This is a genomic window from Amycolatopsis sp. N2S4-7, assembly GCF_058119595.1.
In genome coordinates, this window is record NZ_CP172299.1 from 4468511 (window position 1) to 4484603 (window position 16093).

18 protein-coding genes are annotated in these 16093 nt (G+C 72.0%); 6 read left to right on the top strand and 12 right to left on the bottom strand.

Annotated elements, in window-relative coordinates:
- Positions 1-44: 44 nt before the first annotated feature.
- Genes ACH54P_RS20925 through ACH54P_RS20940 form a run of 4 tightly spaced genes read right to left on the bottom strand, consistent with a single transcriptional unit; the run spans position 45 to position 3837 of the window.
- Complete coding sequence (locus ACH54P_RS20925) at positions 45-1211, bottom strand: class I SAM-dependent methyltransferase (protein WP_489915217.1); 1167 nt, start codon at positions 1209-1211, stop codon at positions 45-47.
- Positions 1212-2177, bottom strand: a complete 966-nt coding sequence (locus ACH54P_RS20930; protein ID WP_489915219.1) for a class I SAM-dependent methyltransferase — start codon at positions 2175-2177, stop codon at positions 1212-1214.
- A gap of 4 nt (positions 2178-2181) precedes the next feature.
- On the bottom strand, positions 2182-2961 hold the full coding sequence (locus tag ACH54P_RS20935; protein ID WP_489915221.1) for an enoyl-CoA hydratase/isomerase family protein: 780 nt from the start codon (positions 2959-2961) through the stop codon (positions 2182-2184).
- Between the two features lie 54 nt (positions 2962-3015).
- Entirely contained in the window at positions 3016-3837 is an 822-nt protein-coding gene (locus ACH54P_RS20940) for an ABC transporter ATP-binding protein (protein WP_489915223.1), read from the bottom strand.
- Positions 3838-4137: 300 nt separating this feature from the next.
- Between ACH54P_RS20940 and ACH54P_RS20945 the strand changes: the two genes are divergently transcribed.
- Together ACH54P_RS20945 and ACH54P_RS20950 are read left to right on the top strand one after the other, a co-directional pair.
- Positions 4138-4683: a cysteine dioxygenase gene (locus tag ACH54P_RS20945; RefSeq protein WP_489915225.1), complete on the top strand. Its 546-nt coding sequence runs from the start codon at positions 4138-4140 to the stop codon at positions 4681-4683.
- A complete protein-coding gene (locus ACH54P_RS20950) occupies positions 4680-5075 on the top strand; it encodes a rhodanese-like domain-containing protein (protein ID WP_489915227.1) in 396 nt (131 codons plus the stop codon). The genes ACH54P_RS20945 and ACH54P_RS20950 overlap by 4 nt, the downstream gene beginning before the upstream one ends.
- A gap of 39 nt (positions 5076-5114) precedes the next feature.
- On the opposite strand, the gene ACH54P_RS20955 is transcribed toward ACH54P_RS20950, so the two are convergent.
- From ACH54P_RS20955 to ACH54P_RS20970, 4 genes are all read right to left on the bottom strand, one after another.
- On the bottom strand, positions 5115-6101 hold the full coding sequence (locus ACH54P_RS20955; protein ID WP_489915229.1) for an LLM class F420-dependent oxidoreductase: 987 nt from the start codon (positions 6099-6101) through the stop codon (positions 5115-5117).
- Between the two features lie 63 nt (positions 6102-6164).
- Positions 6165-6755, bottom strand: coding sequence for a putative T7SS-secreted protein (locus ACH54P_RS20960; RefSeq protein ID WP_489916550.1), 591 nt, complete (start codon positions 6753-6755; stop codon positions 6165-6167).
- A gap of 19 nt (positions 6756-6774) precedes the next feature.
- Complete coding sequence (locus ACH54P_RS20965) at positions 6775-7074, bottom strand: hypothetical protein (protein WP_489915231.1); 300 nt, start codon at positions 7072-7074, stop codon at positions 6775-6777.
- A 19-nt stretch (positions 7075-7093) separates the two neighbouring features.
- Positions 7094-7846, bottom strand: coding sequence for a hypothetical protein (locus ACH54P_RS20970; RefSeq protein ID WP_489915233.1), 753 nt, complete (start codon positions 7844-7846; stop codon positions 7094-7096).
- Between the two features lie 412 nt (positions 7847-8258).
- Between ACH54P_RS20970 and ACH54P_RS20975 the strand changes: the two genes are divergently transcribed.
- Complete coding sequence (locus ACH54P_RS20975; RefSeq protein ID WP_489915235.1) at positions 8259-8495, top strand: hypothetical protein; 237 nt, start codon at positions 8259-8261, stop codon at positions 8493-8495.
- A 2-nt stretch (positions 8496-8497) separates the two neighbouring features.
- Here ACH54P_RS20975 and glgP read toward each other — a convergent pair whose 3' ends face one another.
- A complete protein-coding gene (glgP, locus tag ACH54P_RS20980) occupies positions 8498-11026 on the bottom strand; it encodes an alpha-glucan family phosphorylase (RefSeq protein WP_489915237.1) in 2529 nt (842 codons plus the stop codon).
- Positions 11027-11248: 222 nt separating this feature from the next.
- On the opposite strand from glgP, the gene ACH54P_RS20985 reads away from it, so the two are divergent.
- Positions 11249-12682, top strand: a complete 1434-nt coding sequence (locus ACH54P_RS20985) for a neutral zinc metallopeptidase (protein WP_489915239.1) — start codon at positions 11249-11251, stop codon at positions 12680-12682.
- Between the two features lie 384 nt (positions 12683-13066).
- Here ACH54P_RS20985 and ACH54P_RS20990 read toward each other — a convergent pair whose 3' ends face one another.
- A complete protein-coding gene (locus ACH54P_RS20990) occupies positions 13067-14035 on the bottom strand; it encodes a tetratricopeptide repeat protein (protein ID WP_489915241.1) in 969 nt (322 codons plus the stop codon).
- Between the two features lie 101 nt (positions 14036-14136).
- Here ACH54P_RS20990 and ACH54P_RS20995 point away from each other — a divergent pair, with 101 nt between their 5' ends.
- Positions 14137-14550, top strand: coding sequence for a hypothetical protein (locus ACH54P_RS20995; protein ID WP_489915243.1), 414 nt, complete (start codon positions 14137-14139; stop codon positions 14548-14550).
- 9 nt (positions 14551-14559) lie between these two features.
- Here ACH54P_RS20995 and ACH54P_RS21000 read toward each other — a convergent pair whose 3' ends face one another.
- Complete coding sequence (locus tag ACH54P_RS21000) at positions 14560-14862, bottom strand: thiamine-binding protein (protein WP_489915245.1); 303 nt, start codon at positions 14860-14862, stop codon at positions 14560-14562.
- Positions 14863-14940: 78 nt separating this feature from the next.
- Between ACH54P_RS21000 and ACH54P_RS21005 the strand changes: the two genes are divergently transcribed.
- On the top strand, positions 14941-15441 hold the full coding sequence (locus ACH54P_RS21005; RefSeq protein WP_489915247.1) for a MarR family winged helix-turn-helix transcriptional regulator: 501 nt from the start codon (positions 14941-14943) through the stop codon (positions 15439-15441).
- A gap of 70 nt (positions 15442-15511) precedes the next feature.
- Here the strand turns inward: ACH54P_RS21005 and ACH54P_RS21010 are convergent, their stop codons facing one another.
- A complete protein-coding gene (locus ACH54P_RS21010; RefSeq protein ID WP_489915249.1) occupies positions 15512-15883 on the bottom strand; it encodes a DUF3817 domain-containing protein in 372 nt (123 codons plus the stop codon).
- Between the last annotated feature and the right edge of the window lie 210 nt (positions 15884-16093).

Below are 16093 nucleotides of genomic sequence, written 5' to 3' on the forward strand. Positions count from 1 at the left end.
GTACGTCACGTTCACCCGGAGTTCCACCCCTCGAAAGTTTCCGTTCACGTGATTCTTTCAGCGCGGCACAGGAACGCGACGGGTGAGCGCCCGATCCGCGTGAGCACCACCGACGCTTCCGCGGCACCCCGGGGTTTCAGGCGCCGCCGCAGCGCGTCCGGGTCGACGTCCAGGCCCCGCACCAGGATCTCCAGCCGCCCGACGTCGTGTCGCTTGAGGACGGCCTTCAGCGCCTTTTCCGTGTACGGCCCGTGCTCCAGGACGCGGAAGGCCCGCACCCCCGGCGGCGGGGTGTCACCGGTCAGGTACGCGATGCGTTCGTCCAGCTGCCACAACCCGTGGCGCGCCGCGTAGTGGCGGACCAGCCCGGCGCGGACGACGGCGCCGTCCGGGTCGACGATCCACTCCCCCGGCTCCCGGCCGGGCAGTTCGTCCGGTTCCGCGTCGGTGACCGTCCACTGTGTCCCGTCCGCGCGCAGCACGGTGGCCCGCCGGGTGACGCCGGTGCCGAGGCCGCGCCAGAGGCACGACTCGCGCACCTGCCCGTCGAGCGACACCAGCTCGACCTCGTCGGCCCACGGCGTGAGCGCGAAGTCGAGGCCGGGGGCGCACTTCACCGCGAGCGCGCGGCCCGGGCAGGCCTCGACCAGGCCGTCCAGCGGCGGGGCGAAGTCGGCCGGTTTCCAGGACCGCCGGCCGGCGGAGTCCCGGCGGGCCGGATCGGCGACGACCACGGCGTCCCGGCTGACCGGCCGCAGCGCGTCGGCGCGGACGAGCCCGAACGCGACGCCCGCGGTGGTTCCGTTGTGGCGGGCCATCTCCAGCCGTACCGGGTCCAGATCGGACCCCAGCGTGCGCCGCGCCACCCGGGCGATTTCGACGAGGTCGGCGCCCACGGAACACGTGACGTCGTGGACGTCGAGCCCGGCCAGGCGAGCGGCTCGGTGCCGCGCGACGGGCGTGGCGCTCGCCTGCTGGAGCGCATCCGACGTGAACAGCCAGCCGTCCGAATCCACTTTGGACGCGGCTTTGCGGCGCAGCAGCACCGTTTCCAGGACGGCGGCCGCGTGCTCGTCGCCGACCAGGCGGCGCACCCGGGCGACGGACGCGATGCGGTCGGTCAGCGGCAGGGCCGAGACCTCGGCGAGCGCCGCCTCACCCGCGCCGGAGCGCAGGAAGGCGACGTCGCCGAGGCTGAACGAATAACCCACTCAGGACGGCCGCTTGGTCCCGGTGATCATCACGTTGTAGAACAGCTCGCGCGGCAGCACCTTCGCCAGCAGCTTCTTGTCCACGGCGGACAGCCGCAGCCACAGCTTGTAGGCGAACAGCCGCCAGCGGACGGTCAGCTTCTCCGGCGGCACCGCGGCCTCGAACGTCCGGATCGGCCAGCCCGCGAGCGCCGCGGCGAACTCCTCGGTGACCGCGCGGACGTCCTGGGCGCCCGCCCCGCGGGCCCACCCCTCCAGCTCCGACGGGTCGAAGGTGTGGATGTCGACGACGGCCTCCAGCGCGGCGGCGCGCGAGGACTCGTCGAGCTCCTCCTGCGGACGGCGCCAGCCGCGCAGCGCGGGCAGCTTCGTCACGCGGGTGGTCAGGAACCAGGTGAACTGGCCGAGCTTGCGGGCGTAGAAGTCGCCGATCTTCGTCGGCTCGCCGGCGAAGACGAACCGGCCGCCCGGCTTGAGCACGCGCAGCACCTCGCGGAACGCCGCCTGGACGTCCGGGATGTGGTGCAGCACCGCGTGCCCGACGACCAGGTCGAACGTGTTGTCGTCGTACGGGATGCGCTCGGCGTCGGCGACCCGGCCGTCGACGTCGAGGCCGAGCTTCTCGGCGTTGCGCAGCGCGACCTGGACCATGCCGGGCGAGAGGTCGGTGACCGAGCCCTTCTTGGCGACGCCGCCCTGCATGAGGTTCAGCAGGAAGAAGCCGGTGCCGCTGCCCAGCTCCATCGCGTGCTGGTACGGCTGGCCGTCCTCGCCCGCGACGGCGTTGAACACGTCGGTGGCGTAGGAGATGCAGCGCTCGTCGTAGGAGATGGACCACTTCTCGTCGTAGGTCCCGGCTTCCCAGTCGTGGTACAGCACGTTCGCCAGCTTCGGGTCGGCGTAGGCCGCCTGGACCTCTTCGGCGGTGGCGTGCGGGTTCGGCGCCGGGTCGTTCACGTCGGTCAAGGCGTCATTTCCCTTCGAAAGTGGCCTTGCCGGGCCCGTTTTCGATGAACGACTTCATGCCGTTCTGCTGGTCTTCGGTCGCCCAGAGGGCGGCGAACAGGTGCGACTCGAGCTTGAGCGCGTTCGGCAGGTCCATGTCGAGACCGCCGTCGATGGCCGCCTTCGCCGCGCGCAGCGCCACGGCGGGGCCGTTCGCGAACTGCGCCGCCCACTTGTGCGCGGCCGCGTAGACGTCGTCCGGCGCGACGACCTGGTCGACGATCCCGAGAGCCAGTGCTTCCTGGGCCTTGACGAACCGTCCGGTGTAGACGATGTCCTTGGTCTTGCTGGGCCCGATCAGCCGGGCGAGGCGCTGGGTGCCGCCCGCGCCGGGGATGACGCCGAGCTGGATCTCGGGCTGGCCGACCTTGACGTTGTCGCCGGCGACCCGCCAGTCCGCGGTCAGCGCCAGCTCGAGGCCGCCGCCGAGGGCGTACCCGGTGATGGCCGCGACAACCGGCTTCGGGATGTTCGCGATGGCGGCCAGCGTGCCGGTGAGGGTCGCGCCGAACTTCGCGATCTCCGGGTAGGTGCGGGTGGCCATCTCCTTGATGTCCGCGCCGCCGGCGAAGGTCTTCTCGCCGCCGTAGAGGATCACCGCGCGGACGTCGTCACGCTCGGAGACCTCCTTCGCCAGCTCGGCGAGCTCGGCGGTGACCTGGGCGTTCAGGGCGTTGACCGGCGGCCGGTCGAGCCGGATCGTGCCGACCCCGTCCTTGACCTCAAGGGTTACGAACTCTCCCACGCCCATCCTCCTCGTTGACGATCTGCCAGCACGCTACCGGCGGGTAAGGACAGCCTAGCGACGGCGGGCGAAGAAGCGATCCCCGGAACGCTCCAGCACGAGGTCCTGGTCGAACGTCTTCGAGAGGTTTTCGCTGGTGATGACGTCGTCGACGAGCCCGGAGACCACCGCGTGGCCGTCACGGAGGAGCAACGCGTGGGTGAACCCCGGCGGGATCTCCTCGACGTGGTGGGTGACCAGCACGAGCGCGGGCGCGTCCGGGTCCATGGCCAGCGCGGACAGCCGCGCGACCAGGTCCTCGCGGCCGCCCAGGTCGAGGCCGGCGGCCGGCTCGTCGAGCAGCAGCATCTCCGGGTCGGTCATCAGCGACCGGGCGATCAGCGCGCGCTTGCGCTCGCCCTCGGACAGCGTGCCGAAGGTGCGCTCGGCGAGGTTCCCGATGCCCATCGCGTCGAGCAGCTCGGTCGCGCGGGCCGTGTCGAGGGTGTCGTATTCCTCACGCCAGCGGCCGAGCACGGCGTAGCCGGCGCTGACCACGACGTCCTTGACCAGCTCGTCGCCGGGCACGCGCTGGGCGATGGCCGCCGAGGTGAAGCCGATGCGCGGGCGCAGGTCGAAGATGTTGACCCGGCCGATCCGCTCGCCGAGCAGGTCGACCTCGCCGGTCGTCGGGTGCAGCTCGGCCGCGGCGAGGCGGAGCAGGGTGGTCTTGCCCGCGCCGTTCGGCCCGAGCACCACCCAGCGCTCGTCCAGTTCCACGGTCCAGTCGAGGCCGGCGAGGAGGTCGTTGGTCCCCCGGCGGACGCCGACACCGGCCATCCGGACCACGAGGTCGTCAAGTTCGCTGGGCTGGATCGGCTCGCTCACGAGGCCCATTCTGTCTGCCGTCGCGCGCGCGTGCGCACCCGCCCGGGTGAGACGGTGAACACGCAGGTCGGCGGCGTTCCACGACTTGGAACACCGCGGGCGGGAAGGCCGGGTTGTGCCATGATCGGAGCATGTCCGCCGACGCGCCCGCCACCCCGGTCACCCGGGGCTCGTTCTGGCGCCGTCGCGCGATCGACCTGCTTCTCGTCGCCTCCGCCGGGTGTACGCGGGCGCGGCTCCGCTGAGCTTTAGTGCGGTGCCGCGCTGCCTCGCGTCCTGATCACCTTCCGCGTCCGAGGAGCACCCGCGTTGACCACGTCGCTTGTCCGTCCGTCCATCGAGATCCACCCGCAGCTGACCGACCCGCTGCTGCCCGAGCTGCTGCACCCGTCGCGGCTGCTCTGGACGCCGCGTGAGCTGGCCGACCTGACCGCCACCGTCACCACCGAGCTGACCACCGGGCTGCGGGACGTCCTGCGCTTCGACGAAGACCGCCGCTGGTGGGCCCGGCTGGCCCTGACCGAGGGCGTCGAGCTCTGGCTGCTGTCGTGGCTGCCCGGCCAGCGGACGAAGCCGCACGACCACGGCGGCGCGTCCGGCTCGTTCACCGTCCTGCAGGGCGAACTCGGCGAGGAGTACCGCTACCCCGGCGGCCCGATCCGCCGCCGCACGCACCTCGCCGGCCAGGGCATCGGCTTCGGCGCCGGCCGCGCCCACCAGGTCACCGGCCTCGGCGACCAGCCCGCGGCGAGCGTCCACGCGTACTCGCCGCCGCTGGTGGCGACGCGGGAGTACACCTCGCTCGCCGAAGTCCCGCCGGAGATCCCGCCGCTGCCCGCTATCGTCCACGGATGAGCGCCATCGACACGCTGCTGGCCGCCGCGCGGTCCGGATTGGACCGCGTCGGCCCCGCGCGAGCCCGCGAACTGCAGGAGGCGGGCGCGCTGCTCGTCGACATCCGGCCCCTCGCGAACCGCCAGGCCGAGGGCGAGATCCCGGGCTCGGTGATCGTCGAGCGGATCCACCTGGAGTGGCGGCTGGCGCCGGACAGCGAGTGGCGCCTGCCTTCGGTGACGCCGGAGTCGACGGTCATCGTGCTGTGCAACGAGGGGTATTCGTCGAGCCTGGCGGCCGCCGACCTGCAGCGGCTGGGGCTGCCGCGGGCAACGGACCTCGAGGGCGGCTTTCGCGCGTGGGCTGCCGCCGGCCTGCCCGTGCAGACCGGCGGCAGCCCGGCGGTGCCTTAGCAGCCCCCGTTTTCCACGCTACCGGGGAGGACCGACAGTTCAGGCCAGCGCGGGCGCGACCTGCTCGGTGAACAGGTCGATGCCGGAGCGGTCGTACGCGGCTTCCGGGAAGTTGAAGATCGCGTAGGACATGCCGAGCTCGCCCATCGCGGCGAGCTTTTCGGTGACCTGCTCGGGCGTGCCGGTGGTCGGGCTGTTCTCGAAGTTGCCCGCCCACCGCTCGACGGCGTCGGCCTCGATGTACTTGCCGAGGTGGGACCGCAGCCAGGCCAGCTTGTCCCGGACGTCCTTCTCGGTCTCCCCCAGCACGATGTTGTGGTTGGCCGAGCGCACGATCGCGTCGAAGTCGGTGCCGACGTCCTTGCAGTGCTGCGCGAGGATCTCCGACTTGCGGGTGAACGTCTCCGGGTCGGCGGCGAAGTTCGTGTACTTCGCGTACTTCGCGGCGATCCGGAGGGTCTTCTTCTCGCCGCCGCCGGCGATCCACAGCGGGATGCCGCCTTCCTGCGGCGGCAGCGGACGCAGGATGGCGCCGTCGGTCCGGTAGTGCTTCCCGTCCAGTGTGGACGTTCCGGTCGTCCAGAGGTCGCGCATGATCTGCACGCCTTCGTCGAGCTGCCCGAGCCGCTCGCCGGCGCCCGGGAAGCCGTAGCCGTAGGCCCGCCACTCGTGCTCGTACCAGCCGGCGCCGATGCCCATCTCGACGCGGCCACCGGCGATGGTGTCGGCGGTGGCGGCGACCTTCGCCAGGTAGGCCGGGTTGCGGTACCCCATGCAGGTGCACATCTGCCCGAGCCGCACGGTCTCCGTCGCGGCGGCGAACGCCGAGATCAGCGACCACGCCTCGTGCGTGGCCTCTTCGGTCGGCACGGGCACGGTGTGGAAGTGGTCGTAGACCCAGATCGATTCGAAGGGCCCGGCCTCCGCGTGCTTCGCCAGGCCGAGCATGGTCTTCCAGTGGTCCGCGGGCTCGATGCCGGCGAGGTCCAGCCGCCATCCCTGCGGGACGAACATTCCGAAGCGCATGCGTCCAACCTAACGTCGAGCGGGGCGGTGCGCGCAGCGATTTCCGGCTGGAGCAACTCCAGGTCAGGCGGCCGAAAGGTGGTCGAGCACGGCGTCGCAGAGCTCCTGCAGCGCGGAGCGGTACCCGGCCCGGTCGACGTCACCGAGACGCGGGTCTTCGGGCTCGCGCTCGGTCGTCCGCCGTTCCCGGACGATCGGCAGCCCGCCCCGGTCCCCCGCCGGCCCGGGCAGGGCCGGTGCCGCGGCCGCGGTGAGTTCGGGCAGCGCCGGACGCACCTCGTTGAGCTCTTCGGCTGCTTTCCGGCAGGCGTCCTCCGCCTGCGCGGCCGCTTCGACCCGCTGCTGCTCCAGCCGGGCGAGGCCGTCGGAAGCCGGCTCGTACCGGCGCCGCTCGGCCAGCTCGGCCAGGGTGTCGGCGTAGTCCTCCAACGCCGTCGACGCCGTCTCGTGCGCATCCGCGACCGAGCGCGCGTGCTTGGCCAGCCGGCCGCGCGTGTCCGAAAAGGCCTCGTACGCGCGGCCCGCCCAGCCCTCGGGCAGGAGGAGCCGCAGCTCGGTATCGAGGGCGTCGAACGCCCGCGCCAGTTCCCCCAGCCGCGCGGCTTCGCCCCGGACCAGCTTGATCGTGCCCGGCGACCAGCCGGCATCCCACATCACGGTGCCCGCCCGCCTCTCAGCCGAGCTCGGCGCCGGAGCGGCCGAGGAGGTCGCGGACGTTCTCGTCCTGGCCGACGTACTGGCCCGCCGCCCGCTCCAACCGCGCACCGAGCTCGCGGGCCTCGCCCAAGACGAGCTTCGCCGCGCGCGCGGACGCCTCCTGCAGGTCCGCGAGCGCACGGCCGAGCAGCACGTCGCCGGTCTGCTCGGGCTTGGCCTTGTAGCCCAGTTCGGACCGGCCGGTGCCGGCCGCCTGGACGCCGATCCGGAGGCCGGCGGCACGCAGCAGCGCAGGATCGGCTTCGAAGCCGTTCATTTCAGGTCGTCCTTCGGGGTCAGCCCGGGGAGCCGGGGCTCAGCTCGGTGATCAGCGACGGGGGCAGGGAAAACGACCGCTCGGCGCCGGTGCCGCGGCGGCTGCTCGGGTCGACGAGCAACCCGGTGGGCGTGGCGCGCCTGCCGGCCCGGCCGACGAACTCGCGGCCGGTCGCCCGGAGCCCGGCGGGCCAGCGGCACCCGACGGCGTCGCGGTAGCCGGCCAGGGTGCGCTCGTCGCGGAAGACGCAGAGCCAGGCCCCACGCGGGCCGAGGTCGACGACGATCGGCTCCCGCGCCAGGTCCGCCGGCGCGCACCAGGACTGGTCGAGGAACCACCGGATGACGTCGTCCGCGTTCGCGTGGAAGCCCTCGATGGGGCTGGGCGGCGGCGCGGCCCGGCCGGCCAGCCGCTGCTGCGCCCGGATGATCTCCCGCTCGCCGAACGGAGACTTCGGCGTCCGCAGGCTCAGGTACAACGCGTCCTGGAAGTGCTCGAGGTCGCGAGTGTGGCTCCGGGCCGAGCGGCCCGGGAGTCCCTCGAGCCGCGTTCCCAGGTTCGCCGACAGCGGCTCCGGCCCGATGTTGTAGGCGGCGTGCACCAAGTCGGGCTTCGGCTCGACCATCGAGTCGAGCACCTCCAGCAGCCGCAGGCACACGATCGCGCAGACCCGCACGGGCGGGGCCTCGTCTTCGATCGCCCAGATCCGGCGCAGATCGGCGCCGATTTTCCCTGGCAGGCCCGCATGCCGGACACCGGCGTTTTTGTGCAACCGGCTGGCAGCGTTTTCGGCGCGCAGGAGTGCGGGATCCTTGCCCCCATCCGCAGTCGGGTGTCGCCCGGCCATCGTCACTCCCCGGCATCCAGAACGGAGTCCGCATCATAAAGGTCACGCAAACCGCACGCACAACCCCATTACCCACGCGTGTCGCAGCCCAAAACCCTTCACCACCAGGCTTTCTGCCAAGGTCTTGACAGATCTTGGACAACTTTCCGGCGCCACTTTCGCCAAAAAGTCGTCAAGCGGAATAGCGCGAGAGTTCAAACCGTACGGTCGTCCTTGACTTGTTTCTGGCGAAAGCGCAGATCAGCGAGCCGGCAATGGATCATCGCACGTACGTTGGTTTCGACGGCTCGTTCTCCGGCAGCCGCAAGACAACGGGAGCACCACAGTGGAATTGATCTTGATCGCGATTCTCGCGTGCTTGGTCGGCAGCCTGGCCACCGCCCGCGTGGCGGCGTGGCTGCCGCGGCAGAAGGAGAACGAAGGCGGCCGCAGGGTCGCCGAACTCGAAGCCCGGCTCCAGGCCGTCGAGTACGCCTGCCGCACGAGCCGGCCCGTGCTGCCCCCGCCGCCGTCAGGGCCGCACCGGATTCCGCCCGCCTCGTCGGGGCCCGTGGTGCCGCCGCCGTACTGGTGAACTCAGGCCAGCACGACGCGCGCCAGCTCCGCCGGGGTCGCCAGCAGCCCGTGCTTCGGCAGCACCCGCACCGTGTACCCGACCGCTCCGGGGCGGGGCAGCTTCAGGCGGGCCGCGAAGGCGCCGATGCCGTCGCTCGTCATCGGGACCGTGACCTGCTCGGTCAGCTCGTCGTCGTCGCCCACCCGGCCGACCACCGCCTGGATGTCCACTTCGGACGGGTCGAGGCCGGCCAGGTCGATGCGGGCCCGGATCGTCACCTCCGTGCCGACCACCAGGGGCTCGGTCGCCTCGACCAGGAGCTCGGAGTCGAAGATCCGCACCCGCGGCCACGACACCTCGAGCTTCGTGCGGTAGTCCGCCAGCGACAGCGCGCCGCGGTAACCGTCGCCGGTCGCCGCCGCCACCATGCGGGACGCCGGGAGGTAGCCGTTGTCGACGTACTCGCGGACCATCCGGGACGCCTGCACGCGCGGGCCGAGCGTCTCCAGCGTGTGCCACACCATCGACAGCCAGCCGGTGGGCACGCCGTCGGCGGACCGGTCGTAGAACAGCGGCGCGATCTGCTGGCCGAGCAGCTCGTACAGCGCCGCGGCCTCGAGGTCGTCGCGGCGCAGCGGGTCGGCGACGCCGTCCGCGGTCGGGATCGCCCAGCCGTTGCTGCCGTCGTAGCACTCGTCCCACCAGCCGTCGCGGATGGAGAGGTTGAGGCCGCCGTTGAGCGCCGACTTCATCCCCGACGTCCCGCACGCTTCCAGCGGCCGCACCGGGTTGTTCAGCCAGACGTCGCAGCCGCGGTACAGGTAGCGCGCCATCGACATGTCGTAGTCCGGCAGGAAGACGATCCGGTGCCGGACGTCCGCGCCGTCGACGAACCGGACGATCTGCTGGATGAGCTGCTTGCCGTTCTCGTCGGCCGGGTGCGACTTGCCGGCGACGACGACCTGGATCGGCCGCTCCTCGTGCAGCAGCAGCGTCCGCAGCCGCTCGGGGTCGCGCAGCATCAGCGTCAGCCGCTTGTACGTCGGGACGCGGCGCGCGAACCCGACGGTCAGCACGTCCGGGTCGAAGACCGAGTCCACCCAGCCCAGCTCCAGCGGCGACGCGCCCCGCTGCAGCCACGCCGCCCGCACGCGGCGCCGCACCTCGTGCACCAGCTTCTCGCGCAGCTCGCGCCGCAGCCCCCACAGCTGGGCGTCAGAAACGCCGTCGCGCAGCGGTCCTTCGCCGGTGTCGAGACCCCACTCACGGCCGAGCAGCGTGCTCAGCTCGCGCGCCACCCACGTCGGGCCGTGCACGCCGTTCGTCACCGACGAGATCGGCACCTCGTCGTGGTCGAAACCGGGCCACAGCCGGGAGAACATCTTGCGCGTGACGCGCCCGTGCAGCTGGGAGACGCCGTTCGCGCGCTGCGCCAGCCGCAGGCCCATGTGCGCCATGTTGAACAGCCCGGGGTTGTCCTCGGCGCCGAGCGCGAGCACGCGGCGCGGGTCGATGTCGGGCACCAGCCTGCCGTCGGCGAAGTAGCGCTGCACCAGGTCCACCGGGAAGCGGTCGATGCCCGCGCTGACCGGGGTGTGCGTGGTGAACAGCGTCCCGGCCCGGACGGCGGGCATGGCCTCGTCGAACGCGAGCCCGTCGGCCTGGACGATCTCGCGGGCGCGCTCCAGCCCGAGGAAGCCCGCGTGTCCCTCGTTCGTGTGAAACACCATCGGCTGGGGGTGGCCGGTCAGCTCGCAGTACTTCCGGACCGCGCGGAACCCGCCGATGCCGGCCAGGATCTCCTGCCGCAGCCGGTGGTCGGCGTCGCCGCCGTAGAGCCGGTCGGTGACGCCCCGCAGGTCTTCGTCGTTGGCCTCGGTGTCGGTGTCGAGCAGCAGCAGCGGCACCCGCCCGACCCGCGCCTGCCAGATCTGCGCGCACAGGTCGCGCCCGCCCGGCATCGCGACGCCGATCAGCACCGGCCGCCCGCCCGCGGTCAGCAGCTCGAGCGGGAACGCGTTCGGGTCGATCACCGGGTAGTGCTCGACCTGCCAGCCGTCGAGCGACAGCGACTGCCGGAAGTAGCCGTTGCGGTAGAGCAGGCCGACGCCCACCATCGGCACACCGAGGTCGGACGCGGCCTTGAGGTGGTCACCGGCCAGCACGCCGAGGCCGCCGGAGTAGTTCGGCAGGGCCTCGGTGACGCCGAACTCCATCGAGAAGTAGGCGACGGCGGGCGGCAGGCCGTCGTCGTCCCGGCGCTGGTACCAGCGCGGCTCCGACAGGTACCGCTCCAGGTCCTCGGCCGCGACGCGGGCGCGCTCGAGGAAGTGGTCGTCGACGGCCAGCTCGTCGAGGCGGGACGGCGGCAGCGCGGTGAGCATCCGCAGCGGGTCGCGCACGGCGTTGAACAGCTCGGCGTCCATCGACGCGAAGAGGTCGCGCGTCGGCGGGTGCCACGTCCAGCGCAGGTTGGTGGCCAGCGCGCCCAGGCCGGACAGCGACTCCGGGAGACTGGCGCGGACGGTGAACCGGCGGACTGCACGCATGGGAAGCGACGATATCGGGCCGGGCCCCGGCCTGCGCAGGGAGCGAGGCTTATTCGGGCCAGGCCGCCGCGCCCCGCCCGCACACCGCTGATCAGCGCGAAAGTCATGCGGCGGCCGACGGCCGAACAAGCCTCGTCAGTTCGGGGATAACGTGCACGCGCCGCGAATGCCCTGGGTATGGTCCTGCCCGTCGGTACGGGTGGCACGAGAGCGAGTGAACAGATGATCCCAGGGGGAGGACGGCGCGCGCTGGTCGCGTTGCTGGCCGTCGCGGCGGTGGCCGTGAGCGGGTGCGACGGGAAGAGCGGCTCCGGGAACGGGCCCGTCCAGGACACCGGCGCCGGGTCGGTCTCCGGGCTGCCGGTGACGCACTTCGAGAGCGGCCTCAAGCCCGACGCGCCGTCGCCGGACCTCGACGTCCGCAACGCCGACGGCGGCGAGGACGACAAGCTCGCCACCGCCGCGATCGCCGACGTCCAGACGTACTGGGGCGAGATGCTGCAGGCGAACTTCGGCGAGCGGTTCGAGCCGGTGAAGTCGCTGCTGTCCTACGACGCACAGACCGACACCGAGGAAACCGGCTGCGGCAGCGTGAAGAAGCTCGTGAACGCGTTCTACTGCCCGGTCGACGACTCGGTGGCGTGGGACCGCGGCGTGCTGCTGCCGATGCTGCGCAAGCGGTTCGGGCCGATGTCGGTGGTCGTCGTGCTGGCGCACGAGTTCGGCCACGCCGTCCAGTACCGGCTCGGCGACAAGGCCGGGATCACGAAGAGCACGCCGACCGTGGTGAAGGAGCAGCAGGCCGACTGCTTCGCCGGCGGCTACTTCCGCTGGGTCGCCGAGGACAAGAGCAAGTTCTACCGCGTGTCGACGTCCGAGGGCCTGAACCAGGTGATGGCGTCGATGTTCCTGATCCGCGACCAGGCGGGCACGAGCGCCGCCGACCGCGGCGCCCACGGCACGGCGTTCGACCGCACGTACGCGTTCCAGGCCGGGTTCGAGAAGGGCCCGAAGGAGTGCGCGGCGATGAACACCGAGAACGTCAAGGCCCGGCTCACCGAGCGCCCGTTCGACAAGGGCGACAAGGGCAAGGGCGACGCGAAGTTCAACGAGCAGGCCGTCGAGCTGCTGAAGAAGAGCCTCGACGAGGCCTTCAAGGGCGCCGGGGTGGCTGCCCCGGAGATCACCGACGGTGGCAGCTGCCAGAGCACGCCGCCGGCGTCGTACTGCCCGGACGACAACACGGTGAGCATCGACCTGGCGAAGCTGGCCGACCTGGCCCAGCCGATCGACCGCGAGGCCGAGATGAAGGGCGAGGACCCGGGCGGCATGGGCGACTTCGCGGCGTTCTCGGAGGTGGCGTCGCGGTACGCGCTGGGCATCCAGAAGGGCGTCGGAGCGTCGATCGACAACGCGAACGCGGGCCTGAGGACGGCGTGCCTGGTGGGAGCGTGGGCGGCGTTCACGAACCGCCCGGGCGACCTGCGCCTGTCGGCGGGCGACCTCGACGAGGCGATCGCGGACCTGCTGCAGCCGGAGAGCCTCGTGTCGGCGGACGTCGCGGGGAAGCGCCCGGACAGCGGTTTCGACCGGGTCGAGGCTTTGCGCCGCGGGTACCTCGAGGGGTCTTCGGTCTGCTCGAAGCAGTACGCCTGACCTGAACGCGAAGAAGGCCCCCACCGCGTGGTGGGGGCCTTTTCGTGTCCGGAGCCGGGGCGCGGCGGCGCGAGTGGACCGTTGGCGCGCGCGGGTGCGGCACGAGCGGCCCGCTGGCGCGCGCGGGTGCGTTGCGAGTGGACCGCTGGCGCGCGCGGGTGCGTTGCGAGTGGACCGCTGGCGCGCGCGGGTGCGTTGCGAGTGGACCGTTGGCGCGCGCGTGCGGCACGAGCGGCCCGTTCGCGCCCGCGAAGACCGCACGAACGGGCCGTTGGCTTCCCCAAGGACGCCCCACAGCAGCGAGCGCGGGGCTCACCCACGCACCGAACGCGAAAAGGCCCCCACCCCGCCGCACCAGGGGGTGAGGGCCTCCCGAGTCCAGCTCTAGAACAGGGCGCTCGCCAGGTCCCGCCGAGCCTTCATCACGCGCTCGTCGGCCGGGTCGAACAGGTCGAACAGGGCCACCAGGTGCTCCCGCACCTTGTTGCGGTCCTCTCCGGACGTGCGGCGGACCGTGTCGATCAGGCGCTTGAAGCCCGCCTCGACGTCGTTCTCCGCGATGTCGAGGTCGGCCGCGTCGAGCTGGGCCGTCAGGTCGGACGGGTCCGCCTCCGCCTTCGCGCGGGCCGACGGGTCCGCCTTCTCCGCGCGGGCGGTGAACTTCACCTGGGCCAGCGCGTTCTTCGCCAGCTCGTTCGCCGGCTCGACGTCGAGGATGCGCTCGTACGCGGCCTGGGCCGCGGCGAAGTCGCCCCGTTCGAAGGCCTCTTCCGCCTCGGTGAAGCGGGGGTCCTCGGGCTCTTCGATCGGGCCGCCGCCGTTGGCCTCCGCCTCGCGGATCGACGGCAGCTTGTCGCGCAGGGCGTCGAGCAGCGCGTTGATCCACTTGCGGATCTCGGGCTCGGGCAGCGCGCCGGAGAACGCGTCGACCGGCTGGCCGCCGCCGATGGCGACGATCGTCGGGATGGACTGCGCGCCGAACAGCTGCGCGATCCGCGGGTTGGCGTCGACGTCGACCTTCGCGACCACCCAGGCGCCGCCGGACTCGGCGGCCATCCGCTCGAGCACCGGGGACAGCTGCTTGCACGGGCCGCACCACTCGGCCCACAGGTCGACGATCACCAGCTGGCGCAGGGACCGCTCCACGACCTCGGCCTGGAACGTGGCCTCGGTGACATCGATCACGGCGTCGGTCGAAACGGGCGGACCGTCGCCGCCGGGCGGGCCGGCCTGCGGGGCCGGCGGCCTCTGCGCCGCTTCGGCGCGGGCCTTGAGCGCGGACAGGTCGACCGCACCGGACAGGGCGGCGGACAGGGCCGCTGACTTCGCTGCAGATCCGCGTGGCTGTGTCACGGTTCCATCCTGGCACGCGCGCCGCGCGGTTTCACCGGGTGCCTGCCCCGAGCGGCGTTGCCCGCTTGGCAGGACGGCGCGGCTGGGGCAGGCTCGGCCGGGTGCACATCCGGCGAGACGTGAAGGTGGGCCTGTCGATCGCGGCGGCCGTCGTCTGGATCGGCGCCGTGACGCTGCTGATCGTGCACGACCCGGACCCGGACCCGGGCGCGGCCTCGCCCGCCGAGCTGCGCGACCGGCTCGCCTCGGCCCTCGGCGGCCACGATCCGGACGCGCTGAGCGACCTGCTCGACTACCCCGGCTCGGGCGCCGGCGACTTCGCCAAGGACTACGTCGCGGTGCTGGCCGACCACGGCGTCCGCGACGTGCGGGTGGACCTCGCCCCCGACCCGGCGGCGCCGACCCGCGCGACGGTCACGGGCACGCTGGGTGACGGCCGGCCGTTCAGCTACCCGCTCACGGTGACGAGCGAAGACGGCCGCTGGACGGTCGCCTTCACCCCGCCCCTCCCCTGACCCCCGGGCTCAGGAGTCGCGCAGGTGGGCTTCGATCCGGTCCACCTTCGCTTCCAGCTGGTCGGAGAACCCGGGCCGGATGTCGGCCTTCAGGACCAGCCCGACGCGCGCCGAACCCTCCCCCGCGGCCTCGACCGCGCGCTTGACGACGTCCATCACTTCGTCCCACTCGCCCTCGACGTTCGTGAACATCGCGTTGGTCGAGTTGGGCAGCCCGGACTCGCGGACCACCTTCACGGCGCGGGCGACGGCCTCGCTCACCCCGCCGTCGGGGTCCCCGCCGGACGGGCTGACGCTGAACGCGACGATCATGCTCGGAAGTCCCTTCTTCGGTGTTCTTTCCGCCGGTCGTGCGACACCCGCCGGTACCCGCTGGTAACTTCGCGTGTCATGAACCGTCCGCTGCCGTTCGACCCGATCGCCCGCGCGGCACAGCTGTGGGAGGCCCGGATCGGGCCCTCCGGCACCATGGCCGCGGTCACCGGGGTCATGCGGGTCCAGCAGATCATCCAGTCCGCGGTGGACGGCGCGCTCAAGCCGCACGGCCTGACCTTCGCCCGGTACGAAGCACTGGTGCTGCTCACCTTCGCCCGCAGCGCCAGCCTGCCGATGCGGGTGATGGGCGAGCGGCTCCAGCTGCACCCCACCAGTGTCACCAACATAGTCGACCGGCTGGAGCGCGACGGGCTCGTGAAGCGGGTCCCGCACCCGACCGACCGCCGCACGACGCTGGTCGAGATCACCGACGAGGGCCGGACGCGCCGCGAGGCCGCGACCGAAGCCGTCACCGCGATCGACTTCGGGCTGTCCGGTCTCACCGACCGGCAGACCGAGCAGCTGACGGACCTGCTGACGAAGGTGCGCCGCGCGGCCGGCGACTTCACCGAGTAAGCGTCCGGACACCAGCCCGAAAACGAGAAAGGCCCGCGCGGACAGCGCGGGCCTTTCTCACGTACTGGGATCAGGCGGCCACGGTCTCCCGGGCCTCGGCCTGGAACAGGCCGACACCGCCGTGGGAGAGCCGCTGCGGGCCGTCGAGCTTGCCGTTGCGCAGCGCCCACTTCTCGAACAGCCACGTGAACAGCGGCGGGATGCTCGCGAGCAGCGCCAGGACCAGCGTCTTCGGGCGCCAGCCGAGCGGCTTCGCCACGGACAGGGAGATCACCACGTAGAGGACGAAGATCACGCCGTGCACCATGCCGAGGACGGGCACGCCGCCCTCGCCGGAAGAGTGGACGACGTACTTGAGGAACATCCCGACCAGCAGCCCGGCCCAGGAGAGGGCTTCGGCTACCGCGGCCACGCGGAACACTAGAGCGGCCTTGCTGGACACTTCTTCCTCCTGTGGGGTCTCACCACTTTGGTCCTGACACAAGAAAGCCGCCCGACACATCGTCCAAGGCGGACTCGCCAAGAACGTCAACAGCTCTGTCGGACGTGCTGATACCAGTGTGAGGCGTGACGGCGCTCACCGGAACACCGGGGGCCGTGACGATGCTCACGGCCGTGGTCCACTGTGGTCTGAACCACGGCCGTGAGCGTC

Bases quoted from the DNA above. Each gene is read 5' to 3' on its own strand.
- ACH54P_RS20955 (WP_489915229.1), bottom strand. From the start codon at position 6,101: ATGCGCTTCGGAATGTTCGTCCCGCAGGGATGGCGGCTGGACCTCGCC.
- ACH54P_RS20965 (WP_489915231.1), bottom strand. From the start codon at position 7,074: ATGAACGGCTTCGAAGCCGATCCTGCGCTGCTGCGTGCCGCCGGCCTC.
- ACH54P_RS21005 (WP_489915247.1), top strand. From the start codon at position 14,941: ATGAACCGTCCGCTGCCGTTCGACCCGATCGCCCGCGCGGCACAGCTG.
- glgP (WP_489915237.1), bottom strand. From the start codon at position 11,026: ATGCGTGCAGTCCGCCGGTTCACCGTCCGCGCCAGTCTCCCGGAGTCG.
- ACH54P_RS21000 (WP_489915245.1), bottom strand. From the start codon at position 14,862: ATGATCGTCGCGTTCAGCGTCAGCCCGTCCGGCGGGGACCCCGACGGC.
- ACH54P_RS20950 (WP_489915227.1), top strand. From the start codon at position 4,680: ATGAGCGCCATCGACACGCTGCTGGCCGCCGCGCGGTCCGGATTGGAC.
- ACH54P_RS20985 (WP_489915239.1), top strand. From the start codon at position 11,249: ATGATCCCAGGGGGAGGACGGCGCGCGCTGGTCGCGTTGCTGGCCGTC.
- ACH54P_RS20940 (WP_489915223.1), bottom strand. From the start codon at position 3,837: ATGGGCCTCGTGAGCGAGCCGATCCAGCCCAGCGAACTTGACGACCTC.
- ACH54P_RS20960 (WP_489916550.1), bottom strand. From the start codon at position 6,755: ATGTGGGATGCCGGCTGGTCGCCGGGCACGATCAAGCTGGTCCGGGGC.